The sequence below is a fragment of the Streptomyces kunmingensis genome (genome assembly GCF_039533535.1).
GTDB lineage: Bacteria > Actinomycetota > Actinomycetes > Streptomycetales > Streptomycetaceae > Streptomyces > Streptomyces kunmingensis.
In genome coordinates, this window is record NZ_BAAATS010000017.1 from 239,589 (window position 1) to 256,627 (window position 17,039).

Sequence of the window (17,039 nt, forward strand, 5' to 3'; positions counted from 1 at the left end):
TCCAATGAACGAGTTACTTGGATATCCAAGCAAAAACGCAGGTCAGATGGGGTTTCGCAGATGTGTGGCGCACTGGGTAACGTGCTGGGTGCAGGGTGCTTGCCGGAGCACAGGTTCTATTCGTTCTTTCTAGTCACGCCTGAACCCGGCTCCACCGCACCCACCCCGTGCGTGGACGGATCAGGCGAGCCGAGCCGACTGGTCATCCGGCAATCCCGGGGCCGGACCGACGGAGGAGCACACGTGACCGTAGACAGTGCTGACAGCACTGCCGCAGCGCAGAAAGCACAGCCGCCGCGCAAGCGGACCGCTGCGAAGAAGTCTGCGAAGAAGTCCCCCGGCAGGGCCACCGCGCCGGCGCAGCCGGAGCTGGTCCAGCTGCTGAGCCCGGCGGGCAAGCGGGTCAGGAATCCCGAGTACGACGCGTACGTCGACGCGATCACCGACGACGAGCTGCGCGCCCTGTACCGCGACATGGTCCTCACCCGCCGCTTCGACGCCGAGGCCACCGCCCTGCAGCGCCAGGGCGAGCTGGGCCTGTGGGCGTCGCTGCTCGGCCAGGAGGCGGCCCAGATCGGCTCCGGGCGGGCCACCCGCGAGGACGACTACGTCTTCCCGACCTACCGCGAGCACGGCGTCGCCTGGTGCCGCGGGGTCGACCCGACGAACCTGCTCGGCATGTTCCGTGGCGTGAACCACGGCGGCTGGGACCCGAACAGCAACAACTTCCACCTGTACACGATCGTCATCGGCTCGCAGACGCTGCACGCGACGGGCTACGCCATGGGCGTCGCCAAGGACGGCGCGGACTCGGCCGTCATCGCGTACTTCGGTGACGGCGCCTCCAGCCAGGGCGACGTCCTGGAGGCCTTCAACTTCGGCGCCGTGTACAACGCGCCGGTGGTGTTCTTCTGCCAGAACAACCAGTGGGCGATCTCCGAGCCGACCGAGCGCCAGATGCGCGTGCCGCTGTACCAGCGCGCGCAGGGCTTCGGCTTCCCCGGCGTCCGCGTGGACGGCAACGACGTGCTCGCCTGCCTCGCCGTGACCCGGTGGGCGCTGGAGCGGGCGCGCAACGGCGAGGGCCCGACCCTCGTCGAGGCGTTCACCTACCGCATGGGCGCGCACACCACCTCCGACGACCCCTCGAAGTACCGGGCCGACGAGGAGCGGGTCGCCTGGGAGGCGAAGGACCCGATCCTGCGCCTGCGCACCTACCTCGAGTCCCAAACCGACACGGATGAGGGATTTTTCGCGGAACTCGACGCCGAGAGCGAGGCGTTGGGCAAGCGAGTGCGTGACGTCGTACGGGCCATGCCGGACCCGGGCCACCTGGCGATCTTCGAGAACGTGTACGCGGACGGGCACGCGCTCGTCGACGAGGAGCGCGCGCAGTTCGTCGCCTACCAGGCGTCGTTCGCCGACGAAGCGGCTGGGGAGGCCTGAGTCATGGCGGTACAGAAACTTCCGATCGCCAAGGCGATCAACGAGTCGCTGCGCACGGCGTTGGAGAACGACCCGAAGGTCCTCGTCATGGGTGAGGACGTCGGCGTGCTCGGCGGCGTCTTCCGCGTGACCGACGGTCTGCAGAAGGACTTCGGCGAGGAGCGGGTCATCGACACCCCGCTCGCCGAGTCCGGCATCGTCGGCACCGCGATCGGCCTGGCGCTGCGCGGCTACCGCCCGGTCGTGGAGATCCAGTTCGACGGCTTCGTCTTCCCCGCCTACGACCAGATCGTCACGCAGCTCGCGAAGATGCACGCCCGCGCGCTCGGCAAGGTCAAGACGCCGGTCGTCATCCGGATCCCGTACGGCGGCGGCATCGGCGCGGTCGAGCACCACAGCGAGTCGCCCGAGGCGCTGTTCGCGCACGTGCCCGGGCTGAAGGTGGTCTCCCCCTCGAACTCCTCGGACGCGTACTGGATGCTCCAGCAGGCCATCCAGAGCGACGACCCGGTGATCTTCTTCGAGCCGAAGCGGCGCTACTGGGACAAGAGCGAGGTCGACACCGAGGCCGTCCCCGGCGATCTGCACAAGGCCGTCGTGGCGCGCGAGGGTACCGACCTGACGCTCGTCGCCTACGGGCCGATGGTGAAGGTCGCTCTGGAGGCCGCGGCCGCCGCCGCGGAGGAGGGCAAGTCCCTGGAGGTCCTCGACCTGCGCTCGATCTCGCCGATGGACTTCGACGCCGTACAGAAGTCGGTGGAGAAGACGCGGCATCTCATCGTCGCGCACGAGGCGTCCGTCTTCCTCGGCTCCGGGGCCGAGATCGCCGCGCGCATCACCGAGCGGTGCTTCTACCACCTGGAGGCGCCCGTGCTGCGGGTCGGTGGGTACCACGCGCCGTATCCGCCGGCGCGCCTGGAGGAGGAGTACCTGCCGGGCCTGGACCGGGTGCTCGACGCCGTCGACCGCTCGCTGGCGTACTGAGAGGAGCTGAGAGTCATGGCGCGTGAATTCAAGATGCCCGACGTGGGCGAAGGCCTGACCGAGGCAGAGATCCTCAAGTGGTACGTACAGCCCGGCGACACCGTCGAGGACGGGCAGGTCGTGTGCGAGGTGGAGACGGCGAAGGCGGCCGTCGAGCTGCCGATCCCGTTCGACGGCGTGGTCAAGGAGCTGTGCTTCCCCGAGGGCACGACCGTCGATGTCGGCCAGGTGATCATCTCGGTGGACGTGGCCTCCGACGGGCCGGCCGCGCCCGAGCCCGAGCCCGTGGTGCAGGCCCCGGTGGAGACCGAGGCGGAGGCCGGCGAGCCGCAGGGGCGCCAGCCCGTGCTCGTCGGGTACGGCGTCGCCGAGACGTCGACCAAGCGCCGGGCCCGCAAGGGCGCCGGGACCGCGGCGGCCAACGGGACGGCGGCCCCGGCCGTCGAGCAGCGCCCGCTGGCCAAGCCGCCGGTGCGCAAGCTCGCCAAGGACCTCGGCGTCGACCTCGCCGCGGTGATCCCGTCGAGCCCCGACGGGATCATCACGCGTGAGGACGTGCACGCCGCGGTGGCGCCCGCGCCCGAGGTGCCGGCGCAGGCCCCGGCCCCGGTGGCGGCGGCCGTCCCGGTGGCGCCCGCCCCGTCGTACGACGGCGTCCGGGAGACCCGCGTCCCGGTTAAGGGCGTCCGCAAGGCGACGGCCCAGGCGATGATCGGGTCCGCGTTCACCGCGCCGCACGTCACGGAGTTCGTGACGGTCGACGTGACGCGCACGATGAAGCTCGTCGAGGAGCTCAAGGCCGACAAGGACATGCAGGGGCTGCGGGTCAATCCGCTGCTGCTCATCTCCAAGGCGCTGCTCGTCGCGATCAAGCGCAACCCCGAGGTCAACGCGGCCTGGGACGAGGGCCACGACGGCAAGGCCGAGATCGTCCAGAAGCACTACGTGAACCTGGGCATCGCCGCGGCGACCCCGCGCGGGCTCATCGTGCCGAACATCAAGGACGCCCACGCCAAGACGCTGCCCGAACTGGCGTCGTCGCTGGGCGAGTTGGTGGCCACGGCGCGCGAGGGCCGGACGTCTCCCGCCGCGATGCAGGGCGGGACGGTCACCATCACGAACGTCGGCGTCTTCGGCGTCGACACCGGTACGCCGATCCTGAACCCGGGAGAGTCGGCGATCCTCGCCGTCGGCGCGATCAAGCTCCAGCCCTGGGTGCACAAGGGCAAGGTCAAGCCGCGTCAGGTGACGACGCTGGCGCTCTCCTTCGACCACCGCCTGGTGGACGGGGAGCTGGGGTCGAAGGTGCTCGCGGATGTGGCCGCCGTGCTGGAGCGGCCGAAGCGTCTGATCACCTGGAGCTGAGCTGAGCTGAGCTGAGCCGAGCCGAGCCGAGCCCTGCCCGGCCCGGCCCGGAGGTACGCGTTGACGTTCCCGGAGTTCCCATAGAACAGGCTCTGAGGGCCGTCGTACACGAAAGGTGTGCGGCGGCCCTTTCACATGCGCTCTTTTCACGTGTACTCCATGGCATGTGCAACTTTCGGTCGTCACAGCGCGTCAGAATAGATGTAGCGTGAAGCGAGTAGTTTCTGAACAACGTGAGTGCCGATAGGGGTTGTTGTAGCGGTGGGGTACACGATCCCGGGGTGGCTCGACGAGCTCCTCTAAGTCATCGGCGTCAGCTTCCCGAACGTGGACGAGGACGACTACCGCGAAATGGCCACGGCCATGCGGGAGTTCGCGGAGCAGTTCGAGACCCACGGCGGTGACGCGCACAAGGCGGTCACCCGGATCCTGTCCTCCTCCGACGGCGTGGCCGTCGAAGCGTTCGAGAAGCACTGGGACCATGTGCGGACCGGTCACCTGGAGAAGCTTCCGGAACTCGCCCGCCTGCTCGCGGACGCCTGCGACGTGCTCGCCGACATCGTCTTCGGGATGAAGACCAAGGCCGAGATCGAACTCGCGGTGGCGCTCAAGGGCTCGGAGAAGGCGCTCGGCAAGGTCACCAAGCACATCGCGGAGACCGTGCCGGAACGGGCGAAGGCCACCTCGCGGCTGCACAAGGGCAAGGACCACGACGTCCGCGACAAGGTTCGCGGCATCAGCTCGGCGAACCCCGGGGACGGCGGCGGCCGGGGCAACGGGAACGGCCGGGGCAACGGGAACGGCAAGGGCAAGGGCAGGGCCGACGGCAACGGCAACGGCAGGAACAACGGCGGCAACAACGGCCGCAACTCCGAGAAGCCGGAGAACGACGGCCTCAAGCTGAACGACGCCGACCTCGCCAAGCAGTCGCACGGCCTCGACAAGAGGGAGACCCGCGGCGACCCGATCGACATGGCCAGCGGCCAGATGCTGCTCGCGCAGACCGATGTGGACCTGCCCGGCGTCCTGCCGCTGACCCTGCGCCGCACCCACCTCAGCGGCTGCACGGCGGGGCGCTTCTTCGGTCCGTCCTGGGCCTCGACCCTGGACGAGCACCTATCGGAGAGCGAGAAGCGGTTCCCCAACGACGGGGTGGTGATGCACTTCCACATCCCCGAAAGCGAGTTCAACGCGCTGAACCGCAGGTCGTTCACGGAGTCCGATCCCGAGCTGAGCGGCTTCGTGCGCCACTTCCGCTCCGGCAGCGGCACGGAGACGCCTGCGTACGATGTCGTCGAGGGGCCGATGCTCAGGAATCCGGGCCCCTTCAAGAAGGGCAAGGCGCCCGTCTGGTCCGGTGACCAGACCGTCTTCTTCGGCAATACGGGACCGCTGCTCGACGCGTCATTGCTGTGAGCTGGAACGAAAGAACAGACGTGAGTACGTACACCATGCCCACCTGCGCCGAGACGGACGAGCTCCTGGAGTCCGTCGTCGAGTACATGGTCACGGAGCTGGGGGTCTCGCGGGCGGAGGCCGTCGCGCGGGTCAACCGGCAGTGGCACGGCCAGGACCTGTCCGACGAGGACGACATCATCCTGCACGAGGAGGAGCGGTTCTGGGCGCTCACGATCTACTACGAGGACGTCCCGGCCTGGAGCACGGAAGCGGACCGCGCCTCGTGGGTTCCCAAGGCGCCGCCCGCTCCCGATTCCGTGTACTGGACCGTGGCTACTTCTTGAAGCCGTAGTCCATGAGCTTCTTCGCGTCCGACGTGCGGGCGTTGACCGACGTCGACTTCAGGACCGTACCGATCACGGTCTTGCCGCTGCGGGTGGCAGCGAAGACCAGGCAGTAGCCGGCCTCCGGGCCCGAGCCGGTCTTCACGCCGATGGCGCCGGAGTACGAGCCGAGCAGGGTGTTGGTGTTCGACCACGACATGTTCCGGTAGCCGCCGGACTTCGTCGTGACCTTCTGCTTCGTCGACTTCGTCTTCACGACGGTACGGAACGTGGAGTTCTTCATCGCCGACGACGCGATCTTGGTGAGGTCGCGCGGCGTCGAGTAGTTCTTGCCCTTGCCGATGCCGTCGAACGAGTCGAAGTGGGTGTTCTTCAGACCCAGGTCGGTGGCGGCCTTGTTCATCTTGCCGATGAAGGACTTCACGCGGGCGTCCCGCGTGGAGCCCGAGCCGAACTTGTCCGCGAGGGCGTACGCCGCGTCACAGCCCGACGGGAGCATCAGCCCGTACAGGAGCTGGCGGACGGTGACCTTGTCGCCGACGATCAGCCGGGCCGACGAGGCGTTGTTCTTCACTATGTAGTCGCTGTACGCCTTCTGAACCGTGACCTTGGTGTTCAGGTTCAGGTTCTTCGTCGCCAGCACCACCTTGGCGGTCATGATCTTGGTGGTCGAGCCGGTGGACCGGCGGGTGTCCGCGGCCTTGGTGAACAGGGACTTGCCCGTCCCGTTGTTCATCACGAAGCCGCCGGCCGCGGCGATCTTGGGTACGGCCGGCGCCGTGGCGGCCTGTGCGGAGGTGGTCAGCGCTCCGCTGGTGAGCATGGTTCCCACGGCGAGAACGGCGATGCCCGTTATGCGAGTTTTCAAGTTGAACGCTCCAAGTGCCCCTGATGCACCGCCCCTTGGGCGGGACGCGCACTATTGAGACACCTGAAGCGGGTGAGTGGTTGCACAGCGAGCCCACGAATCCCACGCGCGTGTCCCTCAGCGGGCGTCCCGCATGATGGACGCGGCCCGACTTGCGTACGTGTTGTATCTATGATGTGCGCATGCCCTCGACCGTCGCCGAAAAACGTGCCACCGAAAAGCCCCCGCCCGCCGCCGTCCGTGTCTACGACCATGTGAAGCGCGGCGTGCTCGAACGCCGTTACGAGGGTGGGACGTTGCTCACCGAGGGCGAGCTCGCCGAGGCCGTCGGGGTGTCCCGCACCCCGGTGCGCGAGGCGCTGCTCAAGCTGGAGGTCGAGGGGTTGCTGCGGCTCTACCCGAAGAAGGGCGCCCTGGTGCTGCCCGTCTCGGCGCAGGAGATCGCGGACGTCGTGGAGACCCGGCTGCTCGTCGAGGAGCACGCGGTGCGCAAGGCCGTACCGGCCCAGCCGTGGCTCATCGAGCGCCTGGAGGAGCTGCTCGACACCCAGCGCACGCAGGCCGCGGCCGGACAGTTCGCGGACGCCGCCGCCACCGACCGGTGCTTCCACGCGGAGATCGTGCGCAGCGGGGGCAACGAGATCCTGTCCCGGCTCTACGACCAGATGCGCGACCGGCAGCTGAGGATGGGCGTCGCCGTGATGCACTCCCACCCCGACCGCATCGCCAAGACCCTCGCCGAGCACGGCGAACTCCTCGACGCGCTCGGCGCCGGGGACGTCGAGGCGGCGGTCGCCGTGGTGAAGCGGCACGTGGGCTGGTTCCAGAACCTGGCGCGGGGTGACGTGCGATGAGCTCCGCCTCCTCTTCCAGCTCTTCGGGGGCCGGCGCCCTGTCCCTGCCCGGTGATCCGCCCGGCGGCCGCAAGGCGATCGCCGTCTGGTGCATCGGTGTCGCCGTCTACTTCGTCGCCGTGATCTTCCGTACGTCCCTCGGGGTGGCCGGGCTCGACGCCGTCGAGCGCTTCCACATCAACGCCTCCGCGCTGTCCACCTTCTCGATCCTTCAGCTGCTCGTGTACGCGGGCATGCAGATACCCGTCGGCCTGATGGTCGACCGGCTCGGCACGAAGAAGGTGCTGACGTTCGGCGTGGTGCTGTTCACCATCGGGCAGCTCGGCTTCGCGTTCTCTTCGTCGTACGGGATGGCGCTCGCCTCCCGCGCGCTGCTCGGCTGCGGTGACGCGATGACGTTCATCAGCGTGCTGCGGCTCGGCACCCGCTGGTTCCCGGCGCGGCGCGGGCCGCTGGTCGCGCAGCTCGCCGGGCTCGTCGGCATGGCGGGCAACCTGATCTCCACGCTGGTCATCGCGCGGCTGCTGCACGGGATCGGCTGGGAAGCCGCGTTCGCCGGCAGCGCGCTGGCGGGCGTCGTCGTCCTGGTGCTGATGCTGATCTTCCTCAAGGACCATCCCGAGGGGTTCGAGCCGGCGCCGATGCCGGTGACGCACAAGGGGGCCGCGTTCGTGCGCCGGCAGATCGCGGCGTCCTGGCGGGAGCCGGGGACGCGGCTCGGCCTGTGGGTGCACTTCACGACGCAGTTCCCGGCGATGGTGTTCCTGCTGCTGTGGGGGCTGCCGTTCCTCGTCGAGGCGCAGGGGTTGTCGCGTGGGGTCGCGGGTGAGCTGCTGACGCTGGTCGTTCTCGCCAACATGGTGGTGGGGCTCGTGTACGGGCAGATCGTCGCGCGGCATCACGCGGCGCGGCTGCCGCTGGCGCTCGGCACGGTGGGGGTGACGGCGCTGGTGTGGGTGGCGCCCATCGCCTGGCCCGGGCGGTCGCCGATGTGGCTGCTTGTGGTGATGTGCGTGGTGCTCGGCGCGTGCGGGCCCGCTTCGATGATCGGGTTCGATTTTGCGCGGCCGGCGAATCCGCCGGAGCGGCAGGGGACGGGGTCCGGGATTGTCAATATGGGCGGGTTTGTGGCCTCTATGACCACGTTGTTGCTGGTGGGGGTGTTGCTTGACGCCACGGGGGACGATTATCGGGTGGCGTTCTCGGCGGTGTTCGTCTTGCAGGCCGTGGGGGTGAGTCAGATTCTGCGGTTGCGTAGGCGGGCGGCTCGCGCCGAGCGGGAGCGGCTTGTCGCATCCCGGGTTGCTTCGGTGCACGTCCCTGCTTAGGGGGCCCGGGTTTGGGGCGCTGGGTTGTTGTGGGGCCCCTCTTTGACGCGCGCCCGGCGCTGGGGTGCCGCCTTGCCCACCCTGCCGCCCTGGGGGTCCCCCCGGACGGAGTCTGGGGGAGGCAGATTGCCCAAGGCGCGGGCGGCGGGTTGCCGGAGGCGGGGATGCGCCGGGTGTGGCTATGGCGTGATGCGCAGTGCCGCCAGGATCGCCGTGGCCAAGGCCGTGTCGCCCTCGGATTTGATGCGGTCCGTCACCGCGTCCGGGGTGACGCGGCCGCAGGAGAGGCGGACGTACGTCTCCCAGTCGAGGGCCAGCGTCGCCGCCGGGCCGAGCGAGGGGGCGCCGTCGATCGTGCCCCTGCCGTCCGCGTCGACGCGGACCGTGCGCAGGAACTCGACGGGGCCGTGCACGTCGAAGACGACCGCCGAGTTCGCCGGGGCGCCCGCGTCCTTCGCGACGATCTTGGGCAGGGCTTCCAGGAGCAGGTCGCGGGTGACGTACGCGCCCGGCGAATCGAGGTTGCCGGGCCGGCCGAGGGCCCAGCGCAGGTCCTGCTCGTGCACCCAGATGTCGAACGCCCGCCTGCGCATGGCGAATTCGAGGGTCTCCTCCACCGCGCGGGGCCCGCGCACCATGGTCCCGGGGTCGCGGCTCTCGTTCCGCAACTGACGCGAGCGGCGGATGATCGTGTACTCCAGCTCGGAGACCATCTCCGGCGCCGTGTGGTGGCGGCGGACGTCGACCTGGACCTCTTGGTAGCGCTGCGACTCGGTCTGTACGTGGTAGAGGTCGCGCGGCAGCGTGTGGATGGGCCGGGGGTCGCCGAGCATCTCGCAGTCGGCGCCGATGACATGGGAGACGACATCGCGCACGGACCAGCCGGGGCACGGGGTCGCCCGGTTCCACTCACCCTCCACGAGCGGTGTGACCAGCTCGGATATCGCTTCCACGGAGTGGGTCCAGGCATCGGCGTAGGACTGAAGGCTGGGGTGGAGACTCACGGAAAGGGACCCCTCGAGCGGTGTGGTACACGGGCGGTGAAGTAGGCGGCGGGCGGATCGGGCGCGTCTGTGGGGGTCCGGGGGCTCCCCCGGCTTGGCACAGTACGCTGCCCGTAGGCACCCCTGCAGTGCTTTCGTGTGACGATCGTAGGCCCGTGTTGAAGGCTCGAATGCCAGGACGGTGGTAGTGTGCGCGCCTCCCTCATCCAGATCGCGGTAAACGAGGACGAATCGGTCGGCGAACGGCGGGAGCGCGTCGGCTCGCTGGTTCGGGAACAGGCCGGATCAGCCGATCTGGTGGTGCTGCCCGAACTGTGGACGACCGGCGCCTTCGCCTACGAGCTGTTCGCGGACGAGGCGGAGCCGCTGGAGGGCCCGACCTTCGCGGCGATGGCCAAGGCCGCGCGCGACGCGGGCGTCTGGCTGCACGCCGGGTCGATCCCGGAGCGCGACCCGGAGGGTCCCCTCTACAACACCGCGCTCGTCTTCTCCCCCGACGGGGAGCTCGCCGCCGCCTACCGCAAGATCCACCGGTTCGGCTTCGACAAGGGCGAGGCCGTGCTGATGAGCGCGGGCGAGGAGCTGGTGACCGTACGCCTTCCGGAGACGGTGCTCGGCGTCAGTACCTGCTACGACCTGCGTTTTCCCGAGCTGTACCGCGGCCTCGTGGACCGCGGGGCCGAGACCCTGCTGGTCTCCGCCGGCTGGCCCGAGCGGCGCCGCTCGCACTGGACGCTGCTCGCGCAGGCGCGCGCCGTGGAGAACCAGGCGTATGTGCTGGCCTGCGGAAGCGCCGGTACGCACGCGGGCGTCCCGCAGGCGGGGCACAGCATCGTCGTCGACCCGTGGGGCGAGGTGCTCGCCGAGGCGGGGGCCGGGGAAGAGGTGCTGCGGGTGGAGTTCGACCCGGCGCGGGTCGCGGAGACCCGGGACCGGTTCCCGGCGCTCAAGGACCGCACGCTGGGCCTCGCCCCGCCCCGGTAACAGGGGGACACGCCTCAGTCCGCGTCCCCCCGCTCCTTCTCCGCGAGGTGGATGACGCACACCGCGACGGCGATGATCAGGGCCGGGTCGGCGTCCTCGCGGACCACGTTCACGCCGTACGTGTCGCGCACGCGCAGCCAGCGGCGGGAGATCTCCGCGAGCAGTTCGCCGTCGTACTCGACGGCGAACTCGCGGTCCAGGATCTTGCCGCTGACGTCGAGTTCGGTGCCGTCGACCAGCTCGACCCGGTAGTGGTTGCGCAGCAGCGACAGCCGTTTGCGTTTGACCTTGGCGAGCTGCTCGTCGCCGCGCTCGATGACCATCGTGTCGCGCAGGGCGAACATCTTCTCGTGGATGTCGATGAGGACGCGCCCGTCGGGCCCCTTCAGCTCGAAGGTGTCCCGCACGTGCATCGCCTTGCCGTCGACGAGGAACGCCTTGTGGCCGTTCTCGTCCTCGATCCAGTAGTCCTCGCCGATGGCGAAGAGCCGTTCCCGTACTTCGTAGCGCATACGTCGATGAGTGCCCGGAAGCCGCCGTCCGGACCCACCCGCGGTCCGTCCGGGTGAGAACGGCGCGAAGTCGCCGGGCGGTCCCGGACGCGGAGTGCCCGCAAAGCCGTGCTGGTACAGGGCGGTTACAAGGTGCGTGCAACCGGCAACGGTATTTGGGGGGTCTTCTGAGGTGGACGTGACCTTACGACCGAAGGAACCGCTCATGCCGCGCGCACGACGCCAGCCCGCCCGCACCGTCCGCTTCACCGCCCCGCTGATCGCCGCGACCCTGGTCGCCGGTGGCGCCGCCGCCCTGTCCCTCGCGCCGGGGGCGCTGGCCGCCACCCAGGGGAAGGCCGACCCGGCCGACGACTTCAACGGTGACGGGTACGCCGACCTCGTCTCGGGCGCGCCCGGCGGCACGGTCTCCGGCAAGGCGCAGGCCGGCTACGTCGCGGTCACCTACGGCTCGGCGCAGGGCCTCGACACGTCCCGCAAGAAGCTGATCAGCCGCTCGACGGCCGGCGTCCCCGGCTCGGCCGGCGCCAAGGAGAAGTTCGGCACCTACGTCACCAAGGGCGACCTCGACGGGGACGGCTACAGCGACCTCGTCATCGGCAGCGAGAAGGCGACGACCGGCGCGGTCGTCCTGTGGGGCTCGCCCTCCGGCCTGACCGGCGGCACGAACATCGCCACGTACGGGAAGTCGCCGCAGATCGGTGACTTCGACGGCGACGGCAAGGCCGACCTGGCCCTCCTCGCCGACATGGGCAGCTACGGCGACGACCCGGAACACCAGGGCGCCGCCCTCTGGAAGGGCCCGGTCTCCCGGTCCGGTACCCCCGCCAAGACCCTCGACTTCATGGACAAGTCGGAGTGGTGGGGGTACGGCGCGGACGACGCCGCGTGCGTCGACGACGAGTACGGCTGTGTCGACGGCCCGGACTCGACGACCGGCCCCGTGACGTTCGAGGCGGTCGGCGACATCGACGGCGACGGCCGCGACGACCTCGCCCTGCGCTCCTACAACGGCGACGGCATGTGGAACAACACCGTCCTGTACGGCAGCGGTACGGGCTTCAAGCGCGGCTGGGCACCCGAGACCCAGGGCGACCTGGCCGTCGGTGACGTGAACGGCGACGGCAAGGACGACCTCGTCGTCGGCTCCGACCCCGAGGACTCCGACATCGGCGAGACGAACCAGAAGGTCACCCTCGCGTTCGGCACGGCGGACGGCCTCGACGGGGACAAGGTCCAGGAGTTCGACCAGTCGCTGCCCGGCTTCTACGGCGCCCAGGAGGACGGCGACCACCTCGGTTCCTGCGTCGCCGTCGCCGATGTCACGGGCGACGGCAAGGCCGAGGTCGCGCTCGGCATCTCCGGCGAGGACTTCGGCGGCAAGACGGACGCGGGCTCGGTCGCGCTGCTCCGGGGCACCGCGGACGGCGTGACCGGCACCGGCTCCCAGGGCTTCAACCAGAACTCGGCGGATGTGCCCGGTGTCGCCGAGTCGGGCGACATGTTCGGCACCGCCTGCGGGCTGCTCGACGTGGACGGTGACGGCCACCGCGACCTCGCCGCCTCCGCGACCGGGGAGAACGCGCACGCCGGCGCGGTGTGGGCGTTCCCCGGCACCGGGACCGGCGTGACCGCGACCGGCTCGGTGTCCTTCGGCCCGACGGACCTGCGCGCACCGGAGACCAAGGCACTCCTCGGCACACAGCTCCGCTGATGCCCGTTGAGGGCGGCCGTCCGGTGACGGCCGCCCCTACGCCGGCGGATCCTCCTCCCGGAGCCCGAGGCGCCGGGCCACCCACGGCTCGTGCGCGACGACGTACCCCGCGGCGATCCCCACGCAGACCACCGTGAACAGCACGATCAGCCACGACAGCACGGTGAACACCATCCCCAGCGGGCCGAACTGGGCCAGCGAACGGTCCAGCGTGCGCGGAACGTAGACGCGCGACGCGACGGTCAGGCCGACCACACCGACGGCGGTGAGCACCGCGCCCGGCAGCAGCGGCAGCCAGCGCACCCGCCCGCCCAGCAGCAGATGCTGGGTCCACCACCACAGACCCGTACCGGCGACGAGCCACAACGGCAGCCCCAGCCACAGCCCCGTACCGAACCCGTCCCGCAGGGCCCCCATCGCGATCAGCGCGACCAGCCAGCCCGCGAGCCAGGCCAGCCAGCGCCAGGCGACCAGCGAGAACGGGGCCGACGGCAGATGCCAGGCCCGCTGGCACACCCGTTGCAGCGCGCGGCTGCACGCGGTCGCCGAGACCAGCAGGACGAGGACGCCGACGACACCGGTGGCGTTGCGGGTGGGGGCGTCCCCGGCGTCGTACACCTGCTGGACCTGATGGAGCGAGGCTCCGCCCAGGCCGAGCGTGGCGCGCAGCGAGGAGAGGAGCTGCTCGCGCACGGCGGCCGGGGCGAACGCCGCCGCGACGAACAGCACCGGCAGCGCCGTCAGGAACGTCTGGGCGGCGAGCCGCGTCGAGGAGTCGAGCAGGCGCACGGCGATGATCTGCCGGGTCAGCCGCGTGAGGAACGGCAGCCGTTCCTGGACCGACCGGGTCCGGTCGGCCGCCCAGCGCGTCATCCGGGCCGCGGTGCTCGTCTCCTTCATGGCGGCCACCGTGTCACCCCGAGGCCGCCGGCTGGGGCAGCCGCGGGCCCGTGGGGTGTCCGAACCTGCGCCGGTACGCCGACGGGCTCAGCCCCGTCGCCCGTTTCAGGTGCGCCCGCAGATTCGCCGCGCTGCCCAGGCCGCTCAGCCGGGCCACCGCGTCGAGCCGCTCCTCGCCCCGCTCGATGAGCCGGCAGGCCAGCGCGATCCGCTCACCGAGCAGCCAGGTCAGCGGCGTCGTCCCCAGCTCGGCGCGGAAACGGCGGTGCAGCGTGGCGGGGCTGACGGCGGCGCGCGCGGCCAGGTCCGGTACGGCGATCGGCCGGTCGAGCCGCTCCTGCGCCCAGGCGAGGACCGGGGCGAGCGAGGCGTCCGGCACCTGGGGCACGGGCCGCTCCACGAACTGGCGCTGGCCGCCGTCGCGGTGGGCGGCGAAGACGAGGCGCCGCGACACCGAGTTGGCGATCTCCGCGCCATGGTCGCGGCGGATCAGATACAGGCCCAGATCGAGGGCGGAGGCGCTGCCCGCCGCGGTCAGCACGGAACCCTCGTCCACGAACAGCACGTCCGGTTCGAGGAGCACCTTCGGGTGCAGCGCGCGGAACTGGTCCGCCCAGCGCCAGTGCGTGCTGGCGCGGCGCCCGTCCAGCAGACCGGCCTCGGCCAGCGCGAACGCCCCGGTGCAGAAGCTGGCGATGCGGGCGCCGCGCGCGTGGGCGCGCCGGATGGCGTCGAGCACGGGCCGCGTACGCGGGACGACATTGTCCGGGCGTCCCGGCACGATCACGGTGTCGGCGGTGTCGACCGCGTCGAGCCCGGCCGCCGTGCTCAGCGTGAAGAAGCCGTGGTTCATCCTGATGTCCGGCGCCGGAGAGCACAGCGTCAGCTCGTACAGCGGCGCGGCCAGGCCCAGCTCGGGCCGCGGCAGCCCGAACAGCTCGGTGGCGACGCCGACTTCGAACGGGTTGACGCCCTCGTCGACGATCACGACGACGTGGTGCGGGCGGTCCCCGCCCTGCGAGGATCCTTGCGGCATACGCAATTCCTAGCACTCGTACGCGGAGCCGGACAGCCCCAGGATGACGGGTATGGAACGTACGCAGAACCCGCCGGTCTCCCTGGCCGAAGCGCTGACCACCTTCGACGACGTGTGGAGTCCGCGCATCGTCGCCGCCGTCAACGACTACGACGTCCGGCTCGCCAGGGCGGAGGGCGAGCACGTGTGGCACGTCCACGACGACACCGACGAGTTCTTCCTCGTCGTAGAGGGCGAGCTGACCATCGGGCTCCGGGAGAAGGACGGGGAGGAGGAGAGTGAGCGTGCGGTCGTGCTGCCCCGCGGCTCCGTCTTCACGGTCCCGCGCGGCACCTGGCACAAGCCCTCCGCGACCCCCGGCACGGCGATCCTCCTCCTGGAGCCGACCGGCACGCCCACGACAGGCGACGCCCACGACCCGGTACCGGACCACGTGGACTCGACGACGGGGCACGCGTGGCACCCTTGAAACATGAACGACTCCGCGCCCGCAGCCGCCCGCCGTGCCCGTGTCCGTGCCCCCGAACTGATCGGCGAAGGCGGCTGGCTGAATACGGGCGGCAAGGAATACACCCTCGCTGACCTGCGCGGACGCATTGTCGTTCTTGATTTTTGGACCTTCTGCTGCATCAACTGCCTGCACGTCCTCGACGAGCTGCGCGAGCTGGAGGAGAAGCACCGGGACACCGTCGTCATCATCGGCGTGCACTCGCCGAAGTTCGTGCACGAGGCCGAGCACGAGGCGGTCGTCGACGCCGTCGAGCGCTACGGGGTGGAGCACCCGGTGCTCGACGACCCGGAGCTCGCGACCTGGAAGCAGTACGCGGTGCGGGCCTGGCCGACGCTCGTCGTGATCGACCCCGAGGGGTACGTCGTCGCGCAGCACGCCGGTGAGGGGCACGCGCACGCCATCGCCACGCTGGTCGAGGAGCTGGAGGCCGAGCACGAGGCGAAGGGCACCCTGCACCGCGGCGAGGGCCCGTACGTGGCGCCCGAGCCGGTCGCCACCGATCTCCGCTTCCCCGGCAAGGCGCTGCTGCTGCCGTCCGGGAACTTCCTGGTCAGCGACACCACGCGGCATCAGCTCGTGGAGCTGGCCGCCGACGGCGAGAGCGTCGTGCGGCGGATCGGCAGCGGGGAGCGCGGCTTCGGACCGGAGTCGTTCAACGAGCCGCAGGGCCTCGCGCTGCTCGACGAGAACACGGTCGTCGTCGCCGACACCGTGAACCACGCGCTGCGCGCCGTGGACCTGGCGAGCGGGGCGATCAGCACGCTCGCCGGGACCGGAAAGCAGTGGTGGCAGGGGACGCCGAACAGCGGTCCGGCCCTGGAGGTCGACCTGTCGTCACCCTGGGACGTGGCCGTCTTCGGCGGCAAGGTGTGGATCGCCATGGCGGGCGTGCACCAGCTGTGGACGTACGACCCGCGGGCGGGGACGGTCGAGGTCGCGGCCGGGACCACGAACGAGGGACTGGTCGACGGGCCCGGCGCAGAAGCCTGGTTCGCGCAGCCCTCGGGGCTCGCCGCCACCGAGGAGCGGCTGTGGGTCGCCGACTCGGAGACCAGCGCGCTGCGCTACGTCGACACGGAAGGGGCCGTTCACACGGCGGTCGGCACGGGCCTCTTCGACTTCGGGCACCGCGACGGCGACGCCGGTCAGGCGCTGTTCCAGCACCCGCTGGGCGTGACGGCGCTGCCGGACGGTTCGGTCGCGGTCTGCGACACGTACAACCACGCGCTGCGCCGCTTCGACCCGGCGACCGGCCAGGTGACCACGCTCGCCACCGACCTGCGCGAGCCCAGCGACGCCGTACTGGACGGGGGCTCGGGGGAGATCGTCGTCGTCGAGTCCGCGCGGCACCGGCTGACCCGCCTGCGGCTGCCCGATGAGGCCGTACGCGTCGAGTCCGTGGCCCACCGCACACAGCGCGCCGCGACCGAGGTGGCGGGCGGCAAGCTGGCCCTTGACGTCATCTTCCAGGCGCCGGCCGGGCAGAAGCTCGACACCCGGTACGGGCCCTCGACCCGGCTCCTGGTCTCCGCGACGCCGCCCGAGCTGCTCGCGGCCGGCGACGGCGCGGGCACCGACCTGGCCCGCGAGCTGGTCCTGAACCCCCAGGTCACCGAGGGTGTCCTGCATGTGTCGGCGATGGCCGCCTCGTGCGACGACGACCCGGCCAACGAATATCCGGCGTGCCATGTGCACCAGCAGGACTGGGGCGTACCGGTCCGGGTCGCCGAGGGCGGGGCGGACCGGCTGCCGCTGGTGCTCGCCGGGATGGACGCACCGGCCTGACCCGAC

The 17,039-nt window shown here is 70.6% G+C and carries 16 protein-coding genes; 11 read left to right on the forward strand and 5 right to left on the reverse strand.

The window, feature by feature from the left end; all coding sequences use genetic code 11:
* The first annotated feature begins 243 nt into the window (after positions 1-243).
* From pdhA to ABD366_RS20545, 5 genes are all read left to right on the forward strand, one after another.
* Positions 244-1,446: a pyruvate dehydrogenase (acetyl-transferring) E1 component subunit alpha gene (gene pdhA, locus ABD366_RS20525; protein ID WP_324766183.1), complete on the forward strand. Its 1,203-nt coding sequence runs from the start codon at positions 244-246 to the stop codon at positions 1,444-1,446.
* 3 nt (positions 1,447-1,449) lie between these two features.
* Positions 1,450-2,430 (forward strand): alpha-ketoacid dehydrogenase subunit beta, encoded by a 981-nt coding sequence (locus tag ABD366_RS20530; protein WP_324766182.1) that lies wholly within the window; start codon positions 1,450-1,452, stop codon positions 2,428-2,430.
* Between the two features lie 15 nt (positions 2,431-2,445).
* A complete protein-coding gene (locus ABD366_RS20535) occupies positions 2,446-3,795 on the forward strand; it encodes a dihydrolipoamide acetyltransferase family protein (RefSeq protein WP_324766181.1) in 1,350 nt (449 codons plus the stop codon).
* A gap of 327 nt (positions 3,796-4,122) precedes the next feature.
* Positions 4,123-5,211 carry a DUF6531 domain-containing protein gene (locus tag ABD366_RS20540; protein ID WP_324766180.1) on the forward strand — a complete coding sequence of 363 codons (1,089 nt, stop codon included), beginning with the start codon at positions 4,123-4,125 and terminating at the stop codon, positions 5,209-5,211.
* Positions 5,212-5,231: 20 nt separating this feature from the next.
* On the forward strand, positions 5,232-5,537 hold the full coding sequence (locus tag ABD366_RS20545; RefSeq protein ID WP_324766179.1) for a hypothetical protein: 306 nt from the start codon (positions 5,232-5,234) through the stop codon (positions 5,535-5,537).
* Here the strand turns inward: ABD366_RS20545 and ABD366_RS20550 are convergent.
* Positions 5,527-6,360, reverse strand: coding sequence for a D-alanyl-D-alanine carboxypeptidase family protein (locus ABD366_RS20550; RefSeq protein ID WP_324766194.1), 834 nt, complete (start codon positions 6,358-6,360; stop codon positions 5,527-5,529). The genes ABD366_RS20545 and ABD366_RS20550 overlap by 11 nt on opposite strands.
* Before the next feature lie 227 nt (positions 6,361-6,587).
* Here ABD366_RS20550 and ABD366_RS20555 point away from each other — a divergent pair, with 227 nt between their 5' ends.
* Together ABD366_RS20555 and ABD366_RS20560 are read left to right on the forward strand one after the other, a co-directional pair.
* Positions 6,588-7,259 carry a GntR family transcriptional regulator gene (locus ABD366_RS20555; RefSeq protein WP_324766178.1) on the forward strand — a complete coding sequence of 224 codons (672 nt, stop codon included), beginning with the start codon at positions 6,588-6,590 and terminating at the stop codon, positions 7,257-7,259.
* Positions 7,256-8,587 carry an MFS transporter gene (locus tag ABD366_RS20560; protein WP_324766177.1) on the forward strand — a complete coding sequence of 444 codons (1,332 nt, stop codon included), beginning with the start codon at positions 7,256-7,258 and terminating at the stop codon, positions 8,585-8,587. The genes ABD366_RS20555 and ABD366_RS20560 overlap by 4 nt, the downstream gene beginning before the upstream one ends.
* Before the next feature lie 179 nt (positions 8,588-8,766).
* On the opposite strand, the gene ABD366_RS20565 is transcribed toward ABD366_RS20560, so the two are convergent.
* Entirely contained in the window at positions 8,767-9,591 is an 825-nt protein-coding gene (locus ABD366_RS20565) for a maleylpyruvate isomerase family mycothiol-dependent enzyme (RefSeq protein ID WP_324766176.1), read from the reverse strand.
* A gap of 189 nt (positions 9,592-9,780) precedes the next feature.
* Between ABD366_RS20565 and ABD366_RS20570 the strand changes: the two genes are divergently transcribed.
* Positions 9,781-10,575: a carbon-nitrogen family hydrolase gene (locus ABD366_RS20570; protein WP_324766175.1), complete on the forward strand. Its 795-nt coding sequence runs from the start codon at positions 9,781-9,783 to the stop codon at positions 10,573-10,575.
* 14 nt (positions 10,576-10,589) lie between these two features.
* Here the strand turns inward: ABD366_RS20570 and ABD366_RS20575 are convergent, their stop codons facing one another.
* On the reverse strand, positions 10,590-11,087 hold the full coding sequence (locus tag ABD366_RS20575; RefSeq protein WP_324766174.1) for an LURP-one-related/scramblase family protein: 498 nt from the start codon (positions 11,085-11,087) through the stop codon (positions 10,590-10,592).
* Positions 11,088-11,292: 205 nt separating this feature from the next.
* Here ABD366_RS20575 and ABD366_RS20580 point away from each other — a divergent pair, with 205 nt between their 5' ends.
* Positions 11,293-12,801: an FG-GAP-like repeat-containing protein gene (locus ABD366_RS20580; RefSeq protein WP_324766173.1), complete on the forward strand. Its 1,509-nt coding sequence runs from the start codon at positions 11,293-11,295 to the stop codon at positions 12,799-12,801.
* 36 nt (positions 12,802-12,837) lie between these two features.
* On the opposite strand, the gene ABD366_RS20585 is transcribed toward ABD366_RS20580, so the two are convergent.
* Positions 12,838-13,701, reverse strand: coding sequence for a YhjD/YihY/BrkB family envelope integrity protein (locus tag ABD366_RS20585; RefSeq protein ID WP_324766172.1), 864 nt, complete (start codon positions 13,699-13,701; stop codon positions 12,838-12,840).
* A 13-nt stretch (positions 13,702-13,714) separates the two neighbouring features.
* Positions 13,715-14,737 carry a GlxA family transcriptional regulator gene (locus tag ABD366_RS20590; protein ID WP_324766171.1) on the reverse strand — a complete coding sequence of 341 codons (1,023 nt, stop codon included), beginning with the start codon at positions 14,735-14,737 and terminating at the stop codon, positions 13,715-13,717.
* A 52-nt stretch (positions 14,738-14,789) separates the two neighbouring features.
* On the opposite strand from ABD366_RS20590, the gene ABD366_RS20595 reads away from it, so the two are divergent.
* Both ABD366_RS20595 and ABD366_RS20600 read left to right on the forward strand, forming a co-directional pair.
* Positions 14,790-15,206, forward strand: coding sequence for a cupin domain-containing protein (locus tag ABD366_RS20595; RefSeq protein WP_324766170.1), 417 nt, complete (start codon positions 14,790-14,792; stop codon positions 15,204-15,206).
* 3 nt (positions 15,207-15,209) lie between these two features.
* Positions 15,210-17,033, forward strand: coding sequence for an NHL domain-containing thioredoxin family protein (locus ABD366_RS20600; RefSeq protein ID WP_324766169.1), 1,824 nt, complete (start codon positions 15,210-15,212; stop codon positions 17,031-17,033).
* Positions 17,034-17,039 lie beyond the last annotated feature (6 nt).